We start from the raw sequence: 16,540 nt of genomic DNA, 5'->3' as shown, positions 1-16,540 counted from the left end.
GTCGACAACCCCGACGGGGTCTGACTCTCCACCATCCAGAGTGAGAAGCCCACCGGCCCCGACCGGGCCGGCCAACTGGGCGCGAAATTGACCCATCCCCGGGTGAACGGCTCAGAACTGGCTGAGGATTTCGTCGGCGAACTTGCGGATGGAGTCCTGCTTGGTGCTCAGATCGGCGTCGAAGCCGTGGCCGTCGAACAGCCAGGGGACCACGATCGCGTCCGTCACGCCGATTTCGGCCTGCTCGCGGTAGCCAGAAGCGCCGAAGCGGTCCACGCACACCGCCTGGATCTCGAACGGTGCGTCCGAACGGTCGTGGGAAGCGCGGAGTTCGGCGAGGCGGTCGATCGTGGTGCGCAGCTCCTCCAGCGTCATCATCGCCGACGCCCAGCCGTCGCCGATCCGGGCTGCTCGACGCAGCGCGGCCTCGGTGTGTCCGCCGATGTAGATCGGCACCGGACTGGCCGGCGCCGGGCTCATCTGCAGGCGGTCGAAATCGAAGAACTCGCCGTGGTGCTCGACCATCCCGCCGCCGAGGATCAGTCGCAGCACCTCGATCGCCTCGTCCACGCGCGCACCGCGCTTGGCGTACGGCGCGCCGCACCACTCGAACTCCTCCGGCGCCCAACCGAGCCCGATGCCCAAGCCGAAGCGGTCGCCGGTGAGAGCCGCGACCGACGCCAGCTGCCGGGCCAGCAGCACCGGATTGCGCGGTCCCAGCTTCAGCACCGAGGTGTAGAAGCGGATCCGTGAGGTGACCGCGCCCATCGCCGCGGCCGCGATAAGCGGGTCCGCCCAAGGGGTTTCGGCGTTCCACATCCGCGAGCCGTCCGGGGTGTACGGGTAGGCCGCGGAGACCTGCTCGGAGTAGAACAGCGAATCGGGCAGGGCGATGGCATCGAAGCCGCACTCCTCCGCGGTGCGGGCCAGCCCGGTGAGCTGGTCCAACGGGCTCATCGCCACCGACATCGTGAACTTCATCGTTCCCCCGGTTTCCGGGCGCCAACCACCCACATCGAGAAGTACTGCGAGCCACCGCCGTAGGCGTGGCCGAGCGCGGTGCGCGCGCCGTCCACCTGGTGCTCGCCTGCTTTACCGGTCACCTGCATCGCCGCCTCGGCGAACCGCAGCATGCCGGAGGCGCCGATCGGGTTGGACGACAGCACCCCGCCGGAGGGGTTCACCGGCAGCCGTCCGTCCAGCGCGGTTTCGCCGGCCTCGGTGAGCTTCCAGCCCTGGCCTTCGGCGGCGAAACCGAGGTTCTCCAACCACATCGGCTCGAACCAGGAGAACGGCACGTAGATCTCCGCAGCGTCCACTTCGGACAGCGGATCGCTGATCCCGGCCTCCCGCCACAGCGCTGCCGCCGCGTCCCGCCCGGCCTGCGGGTTCACCTGGTCGCGCCCGGCGAAGGTGGTCGGTTCGGTGCGCATCGCCGTCGCGTGGATCCAGGCCGCGGACCGCCCGGCCGCGCTCTCGTCGCCGATGACCACCGCGCACGCCCCGTCGGAGGACGGGCAGGTCTCGTCGTAGCGGATCGGATCCCACAGCACCTGCGAGGCCAGCACCGATTCCAGGGTGATGTCGCTCTGCTTGAGGTGCGCGTACGGGTTGCGCGCGCCGTTGCGGCGATCCTTGACCGCCACCATCGCGCCTATGTGCCCGGGCGCGCCGGAGCAGCGGATGTAAGAGCGCACGTGCGGCGCGAAGTAGCCGCCCGCTCCCGCGCCGACCGGCATGCTGAACGGCGGCAGGATCGACAGCGCCCACATCGCGTTGGACTCGGACTGCTTCTCGAAGGCCACCGCCAGCACCCGCCGGTGCACCCCGCCCTGCACCAGACTCGCCGCCACGTTGGCCGTAGAGCCGCCGACCGATCCGGCCGTGTGCACGCGGATCAGCGGTTTCCCGGTCGCACCAAGGGAATCCGCGAGGTGCAGCTCAGGCATCATCACGCCCTCGAACAGGTCGGGGGCTTTGCCGAGCACGACGGCGTCGACGTCCGGCCAGTCCAAGCCGGCATCGGCCAGCGCGCGCTCGGCGGCTTCCCGGCACAGCCCGGCGATCGAGACGTCGAGGCGTTTGCTGGTGTGGTGCGTCTGGCCGGTCCCGAGGACCGCCGCCAACCGCTTGCCCATCAGGACCTTCCCTCCATCACGCAGACCAGGTTCTGCTGCAGCGCCGGTCCGCTGGTGGCGTGCGCCAGCACCCGCGTCGCGGCGCCGGACATCACGCGGGAGGCGGCTTCGCCGATGCGCGCCAACCCTGCGGCGAACATCGGATTGCCGCACAGCGGGCCGCCTGACGGGTTGATCGCCACGTCGTCGCCGAGCCCGATCGCCCGGCGCAGCACGATTTCCTGGTGGGTGAACGGCGCGTGCAGCTCGGCGATCTCGACATCACCGACGTCGGCGGCTTGGGCTGCGGCGGTGGTCGACGGCGATCGGAGCAGGTCGCGGGCACCAAGGCTGCCGGATTCGATCCGGTGCTCCAAGCCGGTGATCCACGCCGGACGTTCGTGCAGTTCTCGGGCCCGTTCGGCGCTTGCGAGCACGACCACGCAGGCTCCGTCGGTGATCGGCGCGCAGTCGTGTTTGCGCAGTGGATCCGCGATGTGGGGCTCGGCCAGCAGGTCTTCGATTTCGACTTGGCCCGGGCGTTGTGCGTCTGGTCCGGCGGAAGCTCGGCTGCGGGCGGCGACTTCGGCCATGTCCCGTTCGGTCCACGCGCCGGAGTCCAGACCGAGGCGGGCCTGCAGGCCGGCGATGCTCACCGAGTCGGGCCACAGCGGCGCCGCGGTGTACGGGTCGAGCTGCAGGGCGAGCGTCCGGCGCAGGTCACCGGCCGAGGACTTGCCGAAGCCGTAGACCAGCGCGGTGTCGACCTCGCCGGTGCGGATCTTCACCCACGCCTCGTACAACGCCCACGCCGCGTCCATCTCCACGTGCGACTCGTTGATCGGGGGGAAAGCCCCGATGGCGTCGACCGCCGCGATGAACGAGAACGCCCGTCCCGCCAGGTAGTCCGACGAACCGGAGCACCAGAACCCGATGTCCTCGGTGCGCAGCCCGGTGCTGGTGAGGACGTCCCGGAAGATCGGGACCAGTATCTCGACCCCGTTGGTGGTGCCGTGGGTGGCGCGCACGTTCGGTGCCTGCGCGAACCCGATGACGGCTACGTCTACCACGGTGAACTCCTCGGCGTTCGGTTGCCACTCGGCCGGGTGAGCGCTGGTCAATTTCGCGAGAAATTGACCACCCGGCCAGGGCTAGAGGTGTTGGGCGTAGGTCTCGAACGGGGCATCGGGTTCGCCGGTGGGGCGGAAGTGGTCGATGTTCTGGAGCGTGTAGTTCCACTCCTCGCGGGGTTTCCACTCCGCGCGGACCCGCATGCCCATGCGGACTTCGTCGGCGGCGCAGCCCAGCACCAGGTGGAGGAAGGGGATGTCGGCGCCGTCGAGCAGGACGTAGGCCGACACGTACGGCGGTTTGATGCGCTGGCCCAGGAAGGGCACGTTGACGATGCAGAACGTCGTCACGATCCCGGTGTCGGGCAGCTCCACCTCTTCCTCGGTCGGCACACCGTCGGTCGGGCAAGCGCCGCGCGGCGGGATGTAGACCTTGCCGCACTCCGGGCAGCGCTGGCCGAGCAGCCGGCCCTCGGCGAGTCCGCGCAGGTAGCGGCTCTCCTCGGGGGACGCCGAGTGCTGGTAGTGCAGGTGCACTGGCGAGGTGATCATGGTGACCGGTTCGGGACTTTCCTCGGGCACGGCGGGGGATTCGCCGACCGGCTCGAAGCAGACGATGTCCCGAATCCCGTTGCCGCGCTGCGGTGACCAGCGGACCTGCACCCGCATGCCGGTGCGGATGGCGTCGGGTGAACCGACGTCCACGGCGTGCAGCATCGGGGTGTCCGCGCCGTCGAGCAGCACGAACGCCCAGGCGAACGGGTGCTGCAGCGGTTGGCCTTCCATCGGCTGCGGCATCCACGACCAGCTCAGCACGGTTCCGCTGGTGCCGACCGGGACGAACTCGTCGAGTGCGGCGGCGGTGTCCGGGTCGTACTCGACCGGGGGCACGTGCACCCGACCGTCGCTGCCGCGCACGCCGACTATGCGGCGGCCGCCCAGTTCGGTGGCGAACCGGCGGTGGACCGGTCCTAGGGAGCGGGTGTAGTCGAAGCCGACTTCGAGCGGTGCGCTGAGTGGTTCGGAGAGCCCAGTCACGAAACGCAGTGAAACATGTTCTCGATTTTGGGGCAATATGCGGGCAGGATGAGAACCGGTGGATCCATCGGGACGAGGAGGATCGCTGATGAGAATCGGACTTCAGCTCGGCTACTGGGGCGCGGCGCCGCAGTCGAACGCGGAGGAACTCGTTCTCGAAGCCGACCGCGCCGGGTTCGACTCGGTCTTCGCCGCGGAGTCCTGGGGTTCGGACGCCTTCACGCCGCTGGCCTGGTGGGGATCGCGGACCAGTCGCGTGCGGCTGGGCACGTCCGTGGCGCAGGTCGCCGCGCGCACCCCGGCTTCGTGTGCGATGCACGCGTTGACCTTGGACCATCTCTCGGGCGGTCGGTGCGTGCTCGGGCTCGGGGTGTCCGGGCCGCAGGTGGTGGAAGGCTGGTACGGCACGCCCTTCGCGAAACCCCTTGCGCGGACTCGGGAATACGTCTCGATCGTGCGCCAGGTGCTGGCACGCGAGGCCCCGGTGTGCAACGACGGGCCGCACTACCGGTTGCCCTACGACGGGCCGGGCTCGATCGGACTGGGCAAATCGTTGCGTCCGATCACCCATCCGCTGCGCGCTGACCTGCCGATCTGGCTCGGAGCGGAAGGTCCGCGCAACGTGGCGCAGACGGCCGAGATCGCCGACGGGTGGATCGCGGTCTACTTCTCGCCGCGCGTGGCCGGGATGTACGAGGACTGGCTGGGGGAGGGCTTCGCTCGGCCGGGCGCTCGCCGCAGTCGCGCGGACTTCGAGGTCGCCGCGAGCTGTCAGGTGGTGGTGACCGACGATCCGGCCGCCGAACGGGCGAAGCTGAAGCCTTCGCTCGCGCTCTACATCGGCGGGATGGGGGCACCGGGCATGAACTTCCACGCCGAGCTGTTCCGCCGGATGGACTACGACGAGGTCGTGGACGACGTGTTGCGCCTGTTCGGCGAGGGGCGGCGCGAGGAAGCAGCGGCCGCGGTGCCGGATGAGATGGTCGACGACATCGCGATCATCGGCGACGCGGAGACCGTGCGAACCCGGGTGGCGGAGTGGGAGAAGTCCGGAGTGGACACCTTGCTCGTCGGCTGCCGCACCGCCGACCACATCCACAACGTGGCAACAGCCCTCGGCCTCGCCGACGTCTGGTGAGGTTCCGCTCACGCTGGCGGGGGACAGGTGGTCAATTTCCGCGAAATTGGGCCAGCCCCTCGCCCGACCGCCGCCCCCAAGGTGACGCTTCGCGCCGATGTCATTTAGACCCAGAGGGTGGGTGTTTGGCTTTGCGAGTCCTAAGTGGATGGAAATGAGGGCTTGCTCCTGAGATGGAACAGGTTCTAGATTTGGGTAGCGTTTCCGATTCCCGCGTCGCCGTTGACAGGAGTTCGCCGTGTCCGACATCGGGCTGTGGAAGATCGCAGAGCAGGAGCCGAACCGGGTTGCCGTGATCGCCCCCGACGGCGGTGAGCTCACCTACGCCGAACTCGCCGCTGCGGCGGACCGCTACGGCCGCGGGTTGCAGAGCATGGGACTCGACGTGGGCGACAGCGTCGTGCTGATGCTGCCCAACGGGCCGGACCTGCTGGCCGCCTACTTCGCCGCGATGCAGTGCGGCCTGTACGCGGTCACGGTGAACTGGCACCTGGTCGGCGCCGAGGTCTCGTACCTGATCGAGGACAGCGGCGCGAAGGCGTTCATCGCGCACGAGCGCTTCAGTGCAACGGCTTCCGACGCCGCCGCGCGCTGCGGACTTCCGGGTTCGGCGCGGTTCGCGGTGGGGGAGATCCCGGGATTCCAGCAGTTGTCCCAGCTCGGCGCGCAGGAACCGCGGAATCGGCCGGACGTGCGCACCATGGGCTCGCCGATGCTCTACACCTCCGGGACCACCGGCCGGCCCAAGGGTGTCCGGCGGCCGCTGACCGGCGCTGATCCCGATGTGGTGCCGGCTGCGGCGACGTGGTTCTTCGGCATCTTCGGGATCGAACCCTTCGACGGGCACGTGCACCTGTGCGGCTCGCCGCTCTACCACACCGCAGTGCTCAACTTCGTCACCCACTCCATCCAATTGGGACACGCCGCGGTGCTGATGGACCGATGGGATCCGGCCGAGATGCTGCGGCTGATCGAGCAGCACGGCGTGACGCACACGCACATGGTGCCCACCCAGTTCCACCGGCTCTTGGCGCTGCCGTCCGAGGTCCGGCAGCGCTACGACGTGTCGTCGCTGCGCGCGGCGATCCACGGCGCCGCACCGTGTCCGCTAGAGGTCAAACGGGCAATGCTGGAGTGGTGGGGGCCGGTCGTGGTCGAGTACTACGCGGCGACCGAGGGCGGCGGCACGGCGATCGGCGCGGCGGAATGGCTGGACAAGCCGGGATCGGTCGGGAAGCCGTGGCCGGGCTCGACGGTCAAGGTCCTCGGTGACGACGGCGCGGAGCTGCCGCCGGACGAGATCGGTACGGTGTACATGCGGATGGGCGGCTCGAGCTTCGAGTACCACCGGGATGTCCGCAAGACCGAGCAGGCGCGCGTCGGTGACCTGTTCACCCTCGGCGACGTCGGCTACCTGGACGCGGACGGCTACCTGTACCTGTGCGACCGCAAGAGCGACATGATCATCTCGGGCGGCGTTAACATCTACCCGGCAGAGGTGGAGAACGCCCTCTCGGTGCACCCGAAGGTCGCCGACGTGGCGGTGTTCGGAGTCCCCAACGAAGACTGGGGAGAAGAGGTCAAAGCCGTAGTCCAACCAGCCGAAGGCGCACCGCCCGGCGACGATCTGGCGGAAGAACTGTTCGCCTACGCCCGCGACCGCCTGGCGAAGTTCAAAACACCCCGCACCATCGACTTCGTCGAAGAGCTCCCCAGAGACCCCAACGGCAAGCTCTACAAGCGCAAACTCCGTGCCCCTTACTGGGAGGACCAAGAGCGCGCGATCTGAACCCATCCGGCTCCGCCGTCCTGCCCACCGACGTCCGACCCGACCAGGTGACCACAGTTTCAATTGAGACTGTAAAACTCCACAGCGAAGTGATGGGTGAAGGGCGCCTTCGACCCTAAGTCGGTCGAAGGTGCCCTTCACCCGGAAATTCAGCGTCCTCGGAAGTCGGGGGTGCGCTTTTCGGCGAAGGCTAGGGGGCCTTCTTTGGCGTCCTCGCTGGTGAAGACTTCCATGCCCAGGCAGGCGTCCACTTTGAACGCTTCGTTCTCCGGCATGGCTTCGGTTTCGCGGATCGTGCGGAGGATTGCCTGGACTGCCAGGGGGCCGTTGGCTGCGATCAGTTCGGCCAGTTCCAGGGCTTTGGTGAGGGCTTGGCCGTCCGGGACCACGTGGCCGATCAGGCCGATTTCCTTGGCTTCGGCTGCGCGGATGTGCCTGCCGGTGAGGAGGATGTCCGCGGCCACGGTGTAAGGGATTTGACGGGGTAGGCGGACTGCGGAGCCGCCCAGGGGGAACAGGCCCCAGCGGGCTTCTGAGACGCCGAAGCGGGCGCTTTCGCCGGCCACGCGGATGTCGGTTGCTTGCAGGATTTCCGTGCCGCCCGCGATCGCCGGGCCTTCCACTGCGGCGATCAGGGGTTTGGTCAGGCGGCGGCCCTTGAGCAGCGGTTCGATGACGGACATGTCCATGTCCCGGGTGGTGTCGCCGGGATGGGACCGCGTCATCGCCTTGAGGTCTGCGCCCGCGCAGAACGCGCCGCCCGCGCCGGTGAGGATGCAGGCGCGGATCTCGTCGTTGCGGTCCACCTCGTCCCAGGCTTCCCGCATGATCTGAAGCATCGGGCCGGACAGCGCGTTGCGGGCTTCCGGGCGGTTCATCGTCACCACGAGCACCGGGCCGCGGCGCTCGAGCAGGCAGTGGGGTTGTTCGACGACCTCGGCGTTCGACGTCATGGGGAACCTTCCACTTGGCGGATTTCCCCATGTCAAGGGGAAACTGGGTCTGGATCGTCCAAGGAGCCTCGACACCGTCGGTGAAAACCGGTTGGGCTCAACGGGTCCTTGCCTCGAACGATAACACGTTCTACTTTCTTCAGGGTGGCGTACAACATCGCGGATCTTTTCGAGCACGCCGTCGATCTGGTGCCAGATCGCGTCGCCGTGATCTGCGGCGAGCGACGGTTCACCTTCGCGCAGCTGGACCAGCGGGCCAACCAGCTGGCACACCACTACACCGCTCGTGGACTCGGGCGCGGCTCGCACATCGGGATCTACTCGCGCAACGGGATCGAGGCGCTGGAAGCCATGCTGGCCGCCTACAAGATCCGCGCCGTACCGATCAACATCAACTACCGCTACGTACCAGCGGAACTCCGCTACATATTCGACAACGCCGACCTGGCGGCGCTGGTGCACGAACGCCGCTACAGCGACAACGTCGCGCAGCTCCGCCCGGAATTCCCGGGCCTGCGCGAAGTTCTCGTCATCGAGGACGGAACGGACGTCGAACACGGCGGGACCGAGTACGAATCCGCGCTGTCCGGTCAATCCGGCGAACGGGACTTCCCGGAGCGCAGCGCCGACGACCTGTACCTGCTCTACACCGGCGGCACCACCGGCATGCCGAAGGGCGTGATGTGGCGCCACGAGGACGTCTGGCGGGTGCTCGGCGGCGGTATCGACTTCATGACCGGTGAAGCGATGCAGGACGAGTGGCAGCAGGCGCGTGCCGGGGCCGACAGCGGCGGCTTGGTCCGCCTGCCGGCTGCGCCGTTCATCCACGGTGCCGCGCAGTGGGCGAGCTTCGGCAACCTCTTCGGGTGCAGCGCGGTGGTGTTCGTGCCGCAGTTCGACGCGCATGAAGTGTGGCGGGCCATCGAACGCGAGAAGGTCCACGTGCTGGCGATCGTCGGCGACGCGATGGCCCGACCGCTGATCGAGGCCTACCACGACGGCGGCTACGACGCCTCCTCGCTGCTGGCGATTTCCAGCAGTGCGGCGCTGTTCTCCCCGTCGGTGCAGCGGCAGTACCTGGATGAGCTGCCGAACGTGGTGATCACGGACTCCATCGGTTCTTCCGAGACCGGGTTCAGCGGTATCGGTGTGGTCTCCCGCGACACTGAGCAGTCCGGTGGCCCGAGGGTCAACGCCGACGCCTCCACGACGGTCATCCGCGACGACGGGACCTTCGCCGAGGTCGGCGAGGTCGGGTGGCTGGCGCGCAGCGGGCACGTGCCGCTGGGCTACTACAAGGACGAGGCGAAGTCGCGGAAGGTTTTCGTCGAGATCGACGGCACGCGATACGTGGTCCCCGGCGACTACGCCCGGATCGAGGACGATGGCACGGTGACGATGCTGGGCCGCGGTTCGGTGTCCATCAACACCGGCGGTGAGAAGGTCTTCCCGGAAGAGGTCGAGGCCGCGCTGAAGTCGCATCCGGACGTCTTCGACGTGCTCGTCGTCGGTGTGCCGGATGAGCGGCTGGGGCAGCGCGTCGCGGCGGTGGTGCAGCCGAGACCCGGGGCTGCGGCGCTCCTGGCCGACCTCGACGCGCACGTGCGGGAGCGGATCGCCGGGTACAAGGTGCCGCGCAGCCTGTGGCTGGTGGACGAGATCACCCGCTCACCCAGCGGAAAACCCGACTACACCTGGGCGAAGAAGCACACCGAGGCGCACCCGCCGGCGGAGGTGCGCGAGCCCGCGAACCGCGCGACCCCTGGCTGAGCCGCGCCGGACATCCCGCAATTTCCGTTGAAATCGGACGTCCGATTTCAACGGAAATTGCGTTCCCGCGGGTGCCCAGCGCACGCCGGATCTCGAGAGGACCGATCAATGCGAACGACACTGTGCGACACCCTGGGAATCGAGCACCCGATCGTCGGGTTCACCCCGTCCGAGCACGTCGCGGCGGCGATCAGCCGGGCAGGCGGGCTCGGGGTGCTGGGCTGCGTGCGGTTCAACGACCCCGACGAGCTGGACGCAGTGCTGGACTGGATGGACGACAACACCGACGGCAAGCCCTACGGGGTGGACGTGGTGATGCCAGCGAAGATCCCCACCGAAGGCGCGGCGGTGGACCTGGCGGAGTTCATCCCGCCCGAGCACCGGGACTTCGTCCAGCGCACGCTCAGCGAGTTGGGCGTGCCGGAACTGCCCGATGACGAGCAGCAGCGGGAAGGCGTGCTGGGCTGGCTGCACTCGGTGGCCCGGTCGCACGTGGACGTCGCGCTGCGGCACCCGGTGCGGCTGATCGCCAACGCGCTGGGTTCGCCGCCGGTCGACGTCATCGAGCAGGCGCACCGGCACGATGTTCTGGTGGCGGCGCTGGCCGGGAAGGCCGAACACGCGGTGCGACACGTCGACAACGGGGTGGACATCGTCGTGGCGCAGGGCCACGAAGCCGGTGGTCACACCGGGGAGATCGCCAGCATGGTGCTGGTGCCGGAGGTCGTCGACGCGGTCGGCGACCGGGCGCCGGTGCTTGCTGCCGGTGGCATCGGGTCCGGACGGCAGGTCGCGGCGGCGCTCGCGCTCGGTGCCAGCGGTGCGTGGATGGGGTCGTACTGGTTGACGACCGTTGAGTACCAGCAGATTCCGGGCAATTCGGCGACGCAGCGGGCTTTGCTGGAGGCCGGGTCGAGTGACACGGTGCGGTCCCGGATCTACACGGGTAAGCCGGCTCGGCTGCTCAAGACTCGGTGGACCGACGCGTGGACTGTGGACGGTGCGCCTGATCCGTTGCCGATGCCGTTGCAGAACATCCTGGTGAGTGAGGCGCATCAGCGCATCATGCGGGCTGAGGATCCGTCGGTGGTGTCGATGCCGGTGGGGCAGATCGTCGGCCGGATGAACCAGGTCCGACCGGTCGCGGATGTCATGGCCGACCTGCTGGCCGAGCTGGACGCGACGATCAACCGCCTCGACGACCTCCGCTAGCGCCGGTCCGCGCTGCTCAGCGGTCGGTCACGAGGGTGCGCAGCAGGTCGCGGAAGGTCTCCTGCTGGCCGGGCGTGAGCGGGTCCAGCGGGATCCGGGACGTGCGGCGTCATGTCCGGCGGACGTAGGCGGAGCCTTCGCGGTGGTAGATCGGGTCTGCGGTGTTGAGGGCTTCGGCCATCAGGCGGCGCTTGAGGATCTTGTGGGTCGCCGTGCGGGGCAGGTCGGCGGACAGGCGGATGTGGCGCGGCCACTGCTTCGGGCCCAGGTCCGGCTGGGCGGCCAGGAAGTCCGCGATGGCCTCGGGGGTGAAGTCGTCCGTGGTGACCAGGGCGGCCATCACCTGGTCGCCCGTCGTCGGGTCCGGGACCGCGTAGACCGCCGCTTCCCGGATTTCCGGGTGGCGCAGCAGGATTCGTTCGATCGGGGCGGTGGCGAGGTTTTCGCCGTCCACGCGGAGCCAGTCGGCGGTGCGGCCTGCGAAGCGGCAGAAGCCGTTGGCGTCCAGGTAGGCGAGGTCGCCGCTCCAGTACATGCCGTCGCGCATTCGGTCTGCGTCGGCGTCCGGAGCGTTGTAGTAACCGGCGAACCAGCCGGAACCGGTGGTGTTGACCAGTTCGCCGATGGCGTCGTCGGGGTTGAGCAGCTGTCCTTCGGGGGAGAATTCCGCTGTGGCGCAGGGCTTTCCGGTGTCCGGGTTCAGCACTGCCACGCCGTCCGGTAGGCGGCCGAGCGCGCCCTGCGGGGTGTCCGGTGTGCGGGCGATCGCGATGCCGCCCTCGGTGGAGCCGAATCCGTCGATCACCCGGCAGTCGAACCGCTCGGCGAAGCGCCGCACGTCCTGTTCGTTGGCCTCGTTGCCGTAGACCATGCGCAGCGGGTTGTCCGCGTCGTCCGGCTGCGGTGGGGTGGCTAGTACGTGGGAGAGCGGTTTTCCCACGTAGTTGGCGTAGGTGACGCCGAATTTCCGCACGTCGGGGAGGAAGCCGGAGGCGGAGAAGCGGCGGCGCAGCGCGATGGTCGCGCCGGCGGCCAAGCCGACCGACCAGCCCGCCATCAGGGCGTTGGAGTGGAACAGCGGCATCGCCACGTACGTCACGTCGTCGCTGGTCAGCTCGAAGCGGTCGGCCAGCATTCGGCCGGGGAAGGCGATCTTGCCGTGCGTGCAGCGGACCGCCTTCGGGTCGCCACCGGTGCCGGAGGTGAACACCAGCACCAGCAGGTCATCGGGGTCGGTTGCGACCGGGGCGAGTTCGGCCCCGGCGTGCTCGGCGAGCAGAGCTGACCACGGCGGCGTGTCGACCATCAGAACAGGAATGCCCAGGTTCAGGCCCGCGAGCAGGTCGGCGTGGGCGGTGTCGGTGAGGATCAGCTGGCAGTCGGTCAGCCACACGTCGCGGGCCAACGCCTCACCGCGCCGTGTCGGGTTCAACCCGACCAGCACTGAGCCGGAGAAGGCCGCGCCACCGAGCAGGAAGGTGAACTCCGGGACGTTGCCGAGCAGCACCCCGACGTGGAACGGGCCTGGGCCGAGCAGGGAGCTCAGCAGCGACGCGTACTGCGCGCTGGTGCGCACGACCTCGGCCCACGACCACGAGCGGTCTTCGAAGCGCAGGCCGCAGTGCTCGTCTTCGGTGCGCGCCAGCAGGAGCTCGGTCACTGTCGGCGTCATGTCAGCCTGCCAATGTGTCGCCGAGCCGACCGAGCTGCACCGCTGCGCCACCGAGGGTGAACTCGTTGCGCTTGGCCGCCACGAAGTAGCGGTGCAGCGGGTGGTCGAGGTCGATCCCGACACCGCCGTGCACGTGGACCGCGGTGTGCGCGACCCGGTGCCCGGCGTCGGCCGCCCAGAACTTCGCGGTGGCCAGTTCTGCCTCGCACGGCATGCCCTCGTCCAGGCGCCACGCGGCCTGCCACAGCGTCAGCCGGGCTGCTTCGACGTCGATGAATGCGTCGGCGAGCCGCTGGGCGACCGCTTGGAAGCTTCCGATCGGCCGCCCGAACTGCACCCGCTCCCGGGCGTATTCGCTGGTCATCTCCAGTGCGCGGGAGATGACGCCGACCTGGTGCGCGCACACTCCGATCGTGGCCCGGGTGAGCAGCCAGTCCAGCACCGAGCGATCGTGCAGGACGTGGTCGTCGTCGACCCGGACACCGTCGAGGTCGAGCCAGGCTTCGGTGTCGGAGTCGACGATGCGCTGGCGTTGCGCGGTCAGCTGGCTCGATCCGACCAGGAACACCCGCGGACCGTCCGGGGTCCACGCCGGGACCAGGACGAGATCGGCCATCGCACCGGCCGGGACGCCTGTCTTGCTGCCGCTGAGAGTCCATGCGCCGTCCTGGCGTTCGGCGCGGCATGCCGGAACGGTCGGGGTCGGGTTGTGCTCCTCGGCCAGCGCGGCGGTGAGCACCAGCTCGCCTCGGGCCGCCGGTGCCGCCCAGTCGCGTTTCTGCTGGTCCGTGCCGAACTGGGCGAGCGCGGACGCGGCGGTGGTGATCGAGTTCAGGTAGGGCACCGGAGCGACGGCGCGGCCGAGTTCGATCAGCACGCTGCACTGCTCGAGCAGGCCGAACCCGCCGCCTCCTACGGACTCCGGCAGTCCGGCGGAGAGCACGTCGGCCGTGGCCAGTCGTGTCCACAGTGCACGGTCGAAGCGGTCCTCGCCGCGCTCCACCTCGCGCAGCCGCTCGTTGGTGACGTGGTCGTCGAGGATCTTCCGGGCGAGCTCGGAGAGGTCGTCCTGAGCCTCGGTCAGTGCGAAGTCCACAAGTCCTCCTTCGAAGTGAGGTCAGCGCTTGGCGGGTGGGAGGCCGAGGCCTACTGCGGCGACGATGTCTCGCTGCACTTCGTTGGTTCCGCCGCCGAAGGTGAGGATCAGCGAGGAGCGGTGCATGCGTTCGATGCGGCCGCGCAGGGCCGCGCCGGGGGAGCCCTGGCGGATGTAGGCCGCGCTGCCGAGGATCTCCATCAGCAGGCGGTAGGCCTCGGTGGCGAACTCGGTGCCGAAGACCTTCGTCGCCGAGGCGGTCGCCGGGGCGGGCTGCTGCTCGATGGTGGTGGCGATCTTCCAGTTGACCAGCTTGAGGAACTCCGCCCCGGTGTGCACGCGGGCCAGGTGGTGGCGCACCCACTCCTGGTCGATCACCCGGCGCCCGTCGGTGAGTCGGGTTTCCCGCGCCCAGTCCAGCACTTCGTCCAGCGCGGAACGCAGCGGGGCGGCCGAGGTGAGCGCCACGCGCTCGTGGTTGAGCTGGTTGGTGATCAGCGGCCAGCCCTCGTTCTCGTTGCCCACCAGCGCGGAAGCAGGCACGCGCACGTCCTGGTAGTAGGTGGCGCTGGTGGTCGGCCCGGCGACGGTGTGCACCGGTGTCCAGGAGAAGCCGGGGGAGTCGGTGGGCACGATCAGGATGCTCAACCCGCGGTGCTTCTTGGCCTCGCGGTCAGTTCGGCAGGCCAGCCACACGTAGTCGGCGTACTGGATCAGGCTGGTCCACATCTTCTGCCCGTTGACCACGTAGTCCCCGCCGTCGCGGTCGGCGGTCGTGCGCAGCGACGCGAGGTCGGTGCCGGCTTCCGGTTCGGAGTAGCCGATCGCGAAGTGGGTCTCGCCTCCGGCGATCTTGGGCAGGTAGTGCGCTTTCTGCTCCGGGGTGCCGTACCGCATGATCGTCGGCGCGATGCTGTTGAGCGTCAGGAACGGAACCGGGGCACCGGCGATCGCCGCCTCGTCGGTGAAGATCAGCTGGTCGAGCGTGCTGCGGTTCTGGCCGCCGTACTCGGTGGGCCAGCCCAGCGCGAGCCACCCGTCGGCGCCCATCTGCCGAACGACCTGTCGGTAGGCCTCACCGTCGCCGTAGTCGCCGTGCGCGGCCAGTTCCGCGCGGATCTCAGGCGTCATGAGCTTGCCGAAGTAGTCGCGCAGCTCCTCGCGCAGCTGCTCCTGCTCGGGCGTGTAGGCGATGCGCATGCACCCCTCCTGCGATCGGAAGCGTGTGAAACATGTTTCAGTAACCATAAGCCGGGGAAGGCCGCCAGGTCGACACATCACTAGTGGGATCGGGTGGAGCTTTCGGCGTGGCGTGCGGGAACTGGTTCTACGGTGCGGCGGTGGAGCGAAATCGCGCCGAACGGAGCAGTCACGCTCGCTCCAATGGGTCGTTGAGCAGCTGAGCAGATGTTCCGAATGGGATCAATTAGAACGAGTTGCACGTTATGAGACGTGCGGAAAACTGTTTTTTCGAGGGTTTTTTCCATGAGTCTTGCCACGTTGAAAGAACACGTTCTACTGTGGTGCAAGTTACAGTCCCTGGCTATCGCGGTGAGGTGACCGACCGGTGAAGGCAGCGGTGCTCAAGCAGATCGGTGATGGCGAGCTGGACGTGCGCGAGGACGTCGTCACCACCGCCCCTGGACCGGACGAGGTGCGCGTGCGCATCAAGGCGGCAGGGGTGTGCCACAGCGATGTGTCCGCGATGAACGGCTCGTTGCCCGCACTGGCACCGGGCGTGATGGGACACGAAGGCGCTGGTGAGGTGCTGGAAGTCGGCAGCGGGGTGACCGATCTGCAGTCCGGTGACCGCGTGGTGCTCTCGTTCGTGCCGCCGTGCGGACGCTGCGCGTACTGCCTGGGCGGACAGCCGAACCTCTGCGAGGTGCACACCGTGGCAGCCTTCGTCACGCCGCGTTTCGAAGTCGGCGGCGAACCGGCGTTCGGCTTCGGCGGTTGCGGGGCCTTCGCGGAAGAAGTCGTGGTGCCCAGCGCCGGCGCGATCAAGGTCGACCAGGACGTTCCCTTCGAGATCGCCGCGCTGATCGGTTGCGGGGTGCTCACCGGTGTCGGTGCGGTGCTCAACACCGCGAAGATCGAGCAGGGATCCACTGTGGCCGTCATCGGCTGCGGTGGTGTTGGGATCTCGGTGATCCAGGGTGCTCGGTTGGCCGGTGCGGCGCAGATCGTCGCGGTGGACCCGGTGGCCGAGAAGCACGCTGCGGCAAAGCAGTTCGGCGCCACGCACGCCACCACGCCGGAAGGCCTGGAGGACGTGAAGAACGAGGTCACCGGGGGTCGCGGGTTCGACTACGCCATCGAGGTCGTCGGCTTGGCGGAGACGATCCGCTCGGCCTACGACGTGACCCGGCGCGGTGGCAGCGTGGTCGTCGTCGGTGCTGGTGGCCCGGAGCAGACGGTCGAGTTCAACGCGCAGGAATTGTTCATCAACGAGAAGAAGATCCTGCCGTCCTTCTACGGTTCAGTCGATCCGCGACGCGACACCGCCCGAATGGTGAACCTCTGGCGCGCCGGACGTCTCGACCTGGACGGCATGATCTCCCGCCGCATCAAGCTGGATCAGATCAACGACGGATTGGCCGTCCTGCAGAAGCAGGGCAGCGCGCTGATCCGCCAGATCGTGACCTTCGACTGAGAATCCGTCCCGAATCGGGACGCACGACG

General features: G+C 68.5%; 13 protein-coding genes. 5 read left to right on the top strand and 8 right to left on the bottom strand.

Annotated elements, in window-relative coordinates; translation table 11 throughout:
* Positions 1-111: 111 nt before the first annotated feature.
* From ACWCO2_RS17995 to ACWCO2_RS17980, 4 genes are all read right to left on the bottom strand, one after another.
* A complete protein-coding gene (locus ACWCO2_RS17995) occupies positions 112-981 on the bottom strand; it encodes a TIGR03619 family F420-dependent LLM class oxidoreductase (RefSeq protein ID WP_450128852.1) in 870 nt (289 codons plus the stop codon).
* Positions 978-2,138 carry a thiolase domain-containing protein gene (locus ACWCO2_RS17990; RefSeq protein ID WP_450128851.1) on the bottom strand — a complete coding sequence of 387 codons (1,161 nt, stop codon included), beginning with the start codon at positions 2,136-2,138 and terminating at the stop codon, positions 978-980. The genes ACWCO2_RS17995 and ACWCO2_RS17990 overlap by 4 nt, the downstream gene beginning before the upstream one ends.
* Entirely contained in the window at positions 2,138-3,187 is a 1,050-nt protein-coding gene (locus ACWCO2_RS17985) for a thiolase domain-containing protein (protein ID WP_450128850.1), read from the bottom strand. Before ACWCO2_RS17985 ends, ACWCO2_RS17990 begins: the two co-directional genes overlap by 1 nt.
* 81 nt (positions 3,188-3,268) lie before the next feature.
* Entirely contained in the window at positions 3,269-4,225 is a 957-nt protein-coding gene (locus ACWCO2_RS17980) for a Zn-ribbon domain-containing OB-fold protein (RefSeq protein ID WP_450128849.1), read from the bottom strand.
* Between the two features lie 88 nt (positions 4,226-4,313).
* On the opposite strand from ACWCO2_RS17980, the gene ACWCO2_RS17975 reads away from it, so the two are divergent.
* Together ACWCO2_RS17975 and ACWCO2_RS17970 are read left to right on the top strand one after the other, a co-directional pair.
* A complete protein-coding gene (locus tag ACWCO2_RS17975) occupies positions 4,314-5,363 on the top strand; it encodes an LLM class F420-dependent oxidoreductase (protein ID WP_450128848.1) in 1,050 nt (349 codons plus the stop codon).
* A 238-nt stretch (positions 5,364-5,601) separates the two neighbouring features.
* Entirely contained in the window at positions 5,602-7,152 is a 1,551-nt protein-coding gene (locus ACWCO2_RS17970) for an acyl-CoA synthetase (RefSeq protein WP_450128847.1), read from the top strand.
* A gap of 149 nt (positions 7,153-7,301) precedes the next feature.
* On the opposite strand, the gene ACWCO2_RS17965 is transcribed toward ACWCO2_RS17970, so the two are convergent.
* Positions 7,302-8,105, bottom strand: coding sequence for a crotonase/enoyl-CoA hydratase family protein (locus ACWCO2_RS17965; RefSeq protein WP_450128846.1), 804 nt, complete (start codon positions 8,103-8,105; stop codon positions 7,302-7,304).
* Positions 8,106-8,249: 144 nt separating this feature from the next.
* Here ACWCO2_RS17965 and ACWCO2_RS17960 point away from each other — a divergent pair, with 144 nt between their 5' ends.
* Positions 8,250-9,875 (top strand): acyl-CoA synthetase, encoded by a 1,626-nt coding sequence (locus tag ACWCO2_RS17960; protein ID WP_450128845.1) that lies wholly within the window; start codon positions 8,250-8,252, stop codon positions 9,873-9,875.
* Positions 9,876-9,983: 108 nt separating this feature from the next.
* The gene (locus ACWCO2_RS17955; RefSeq protein ID WP_450128844.1) at positions 9,984-11,087 is read left to right on the top strand and encodes an NAD(P)H-dependent flavin oxidoreductase; all 1,104 of its coding nucleotides are present in this window, start codon (positions 9,984-9,986) and stop codon (positions 11,085-11,087) included.
* Between the two features lie 109 nt (positions 11,088-11,196).
* Here the strand turns inward: ACWCO2_RS17955 and ACWCO2_RS17950 are convergent, their stop codons facing one another.
* The 3 genes from ACWCO2_RS17950 to ACWCO2_RS17940 are packed head-to-tail and all read right to left on the bottom strand — an operon-like array spanning position 11,197 to position 15,055.
* Complete coding sequence (locus tag ACWCO2_RS17950) at positions 11,197-12,759, bottom strand: long-chain-fatty-acid--CoA ligase (protein WP_450128843.1); 1,563 nt, start codon at positions 12,757-12,759, stop codon at positions 11,197-11,199.
* Position 12,760: 1 nt separating this feature from the next.
* A complete protein-coding gene (locus ACWCO2_RS17945; RefSeq protein ID WP_450128842.1) occupies positions 12,761-13,855 on the bottom strand; it encodes an acyl-CoA dehydrogenase family protein in 1,095 nt (364 codons plus the stop codon).
* A 21-nt stretch (positions 13,856-13,876) separates the two neighbouring features.
* Positions 13,877-15,055 carry an acyl-CoA dehydrogenase family protein gene (locus ACWCO2_RS17940; protein ID WP_450128841.1) on the bottom strand — a complete coding sequence of 393 codons (1,179 nt, stop codon included), beginning with the start codon at positions 15,053-15,055 and terminating at the stop codon, positions 13,877-13,879.
* Between the two features lie 367 nt (positions 15,056-15,422).
* On the opposite strand from ACWCO2_RS17940, the gene ACWCO2_RS17935 reads away from it, so the two are divergent.
* Positions 15,423-16,511, top strand: a complete 1,089-nt coding sequence (locus tag ACWCO2_RS17935) for a Zn-dependent alcohol dehydrogenase (protein ID WP_450128840.1) — start codon at positions 15,423-15,425, stop codon at positions 16,509-16,511.
* The last annotated feature ends 29 nt before the right edge of the window (positions 16,512-16,540 follow it).

This window comes from Saccharopolyspora sp. NPDC002376 (assembly GCF_053593195.1).
The sequence above is the reverse complement of the archived record's forward strand: the minus strand, read 5'-3'. Positions and strand labels throughout refer to the sequence as shown.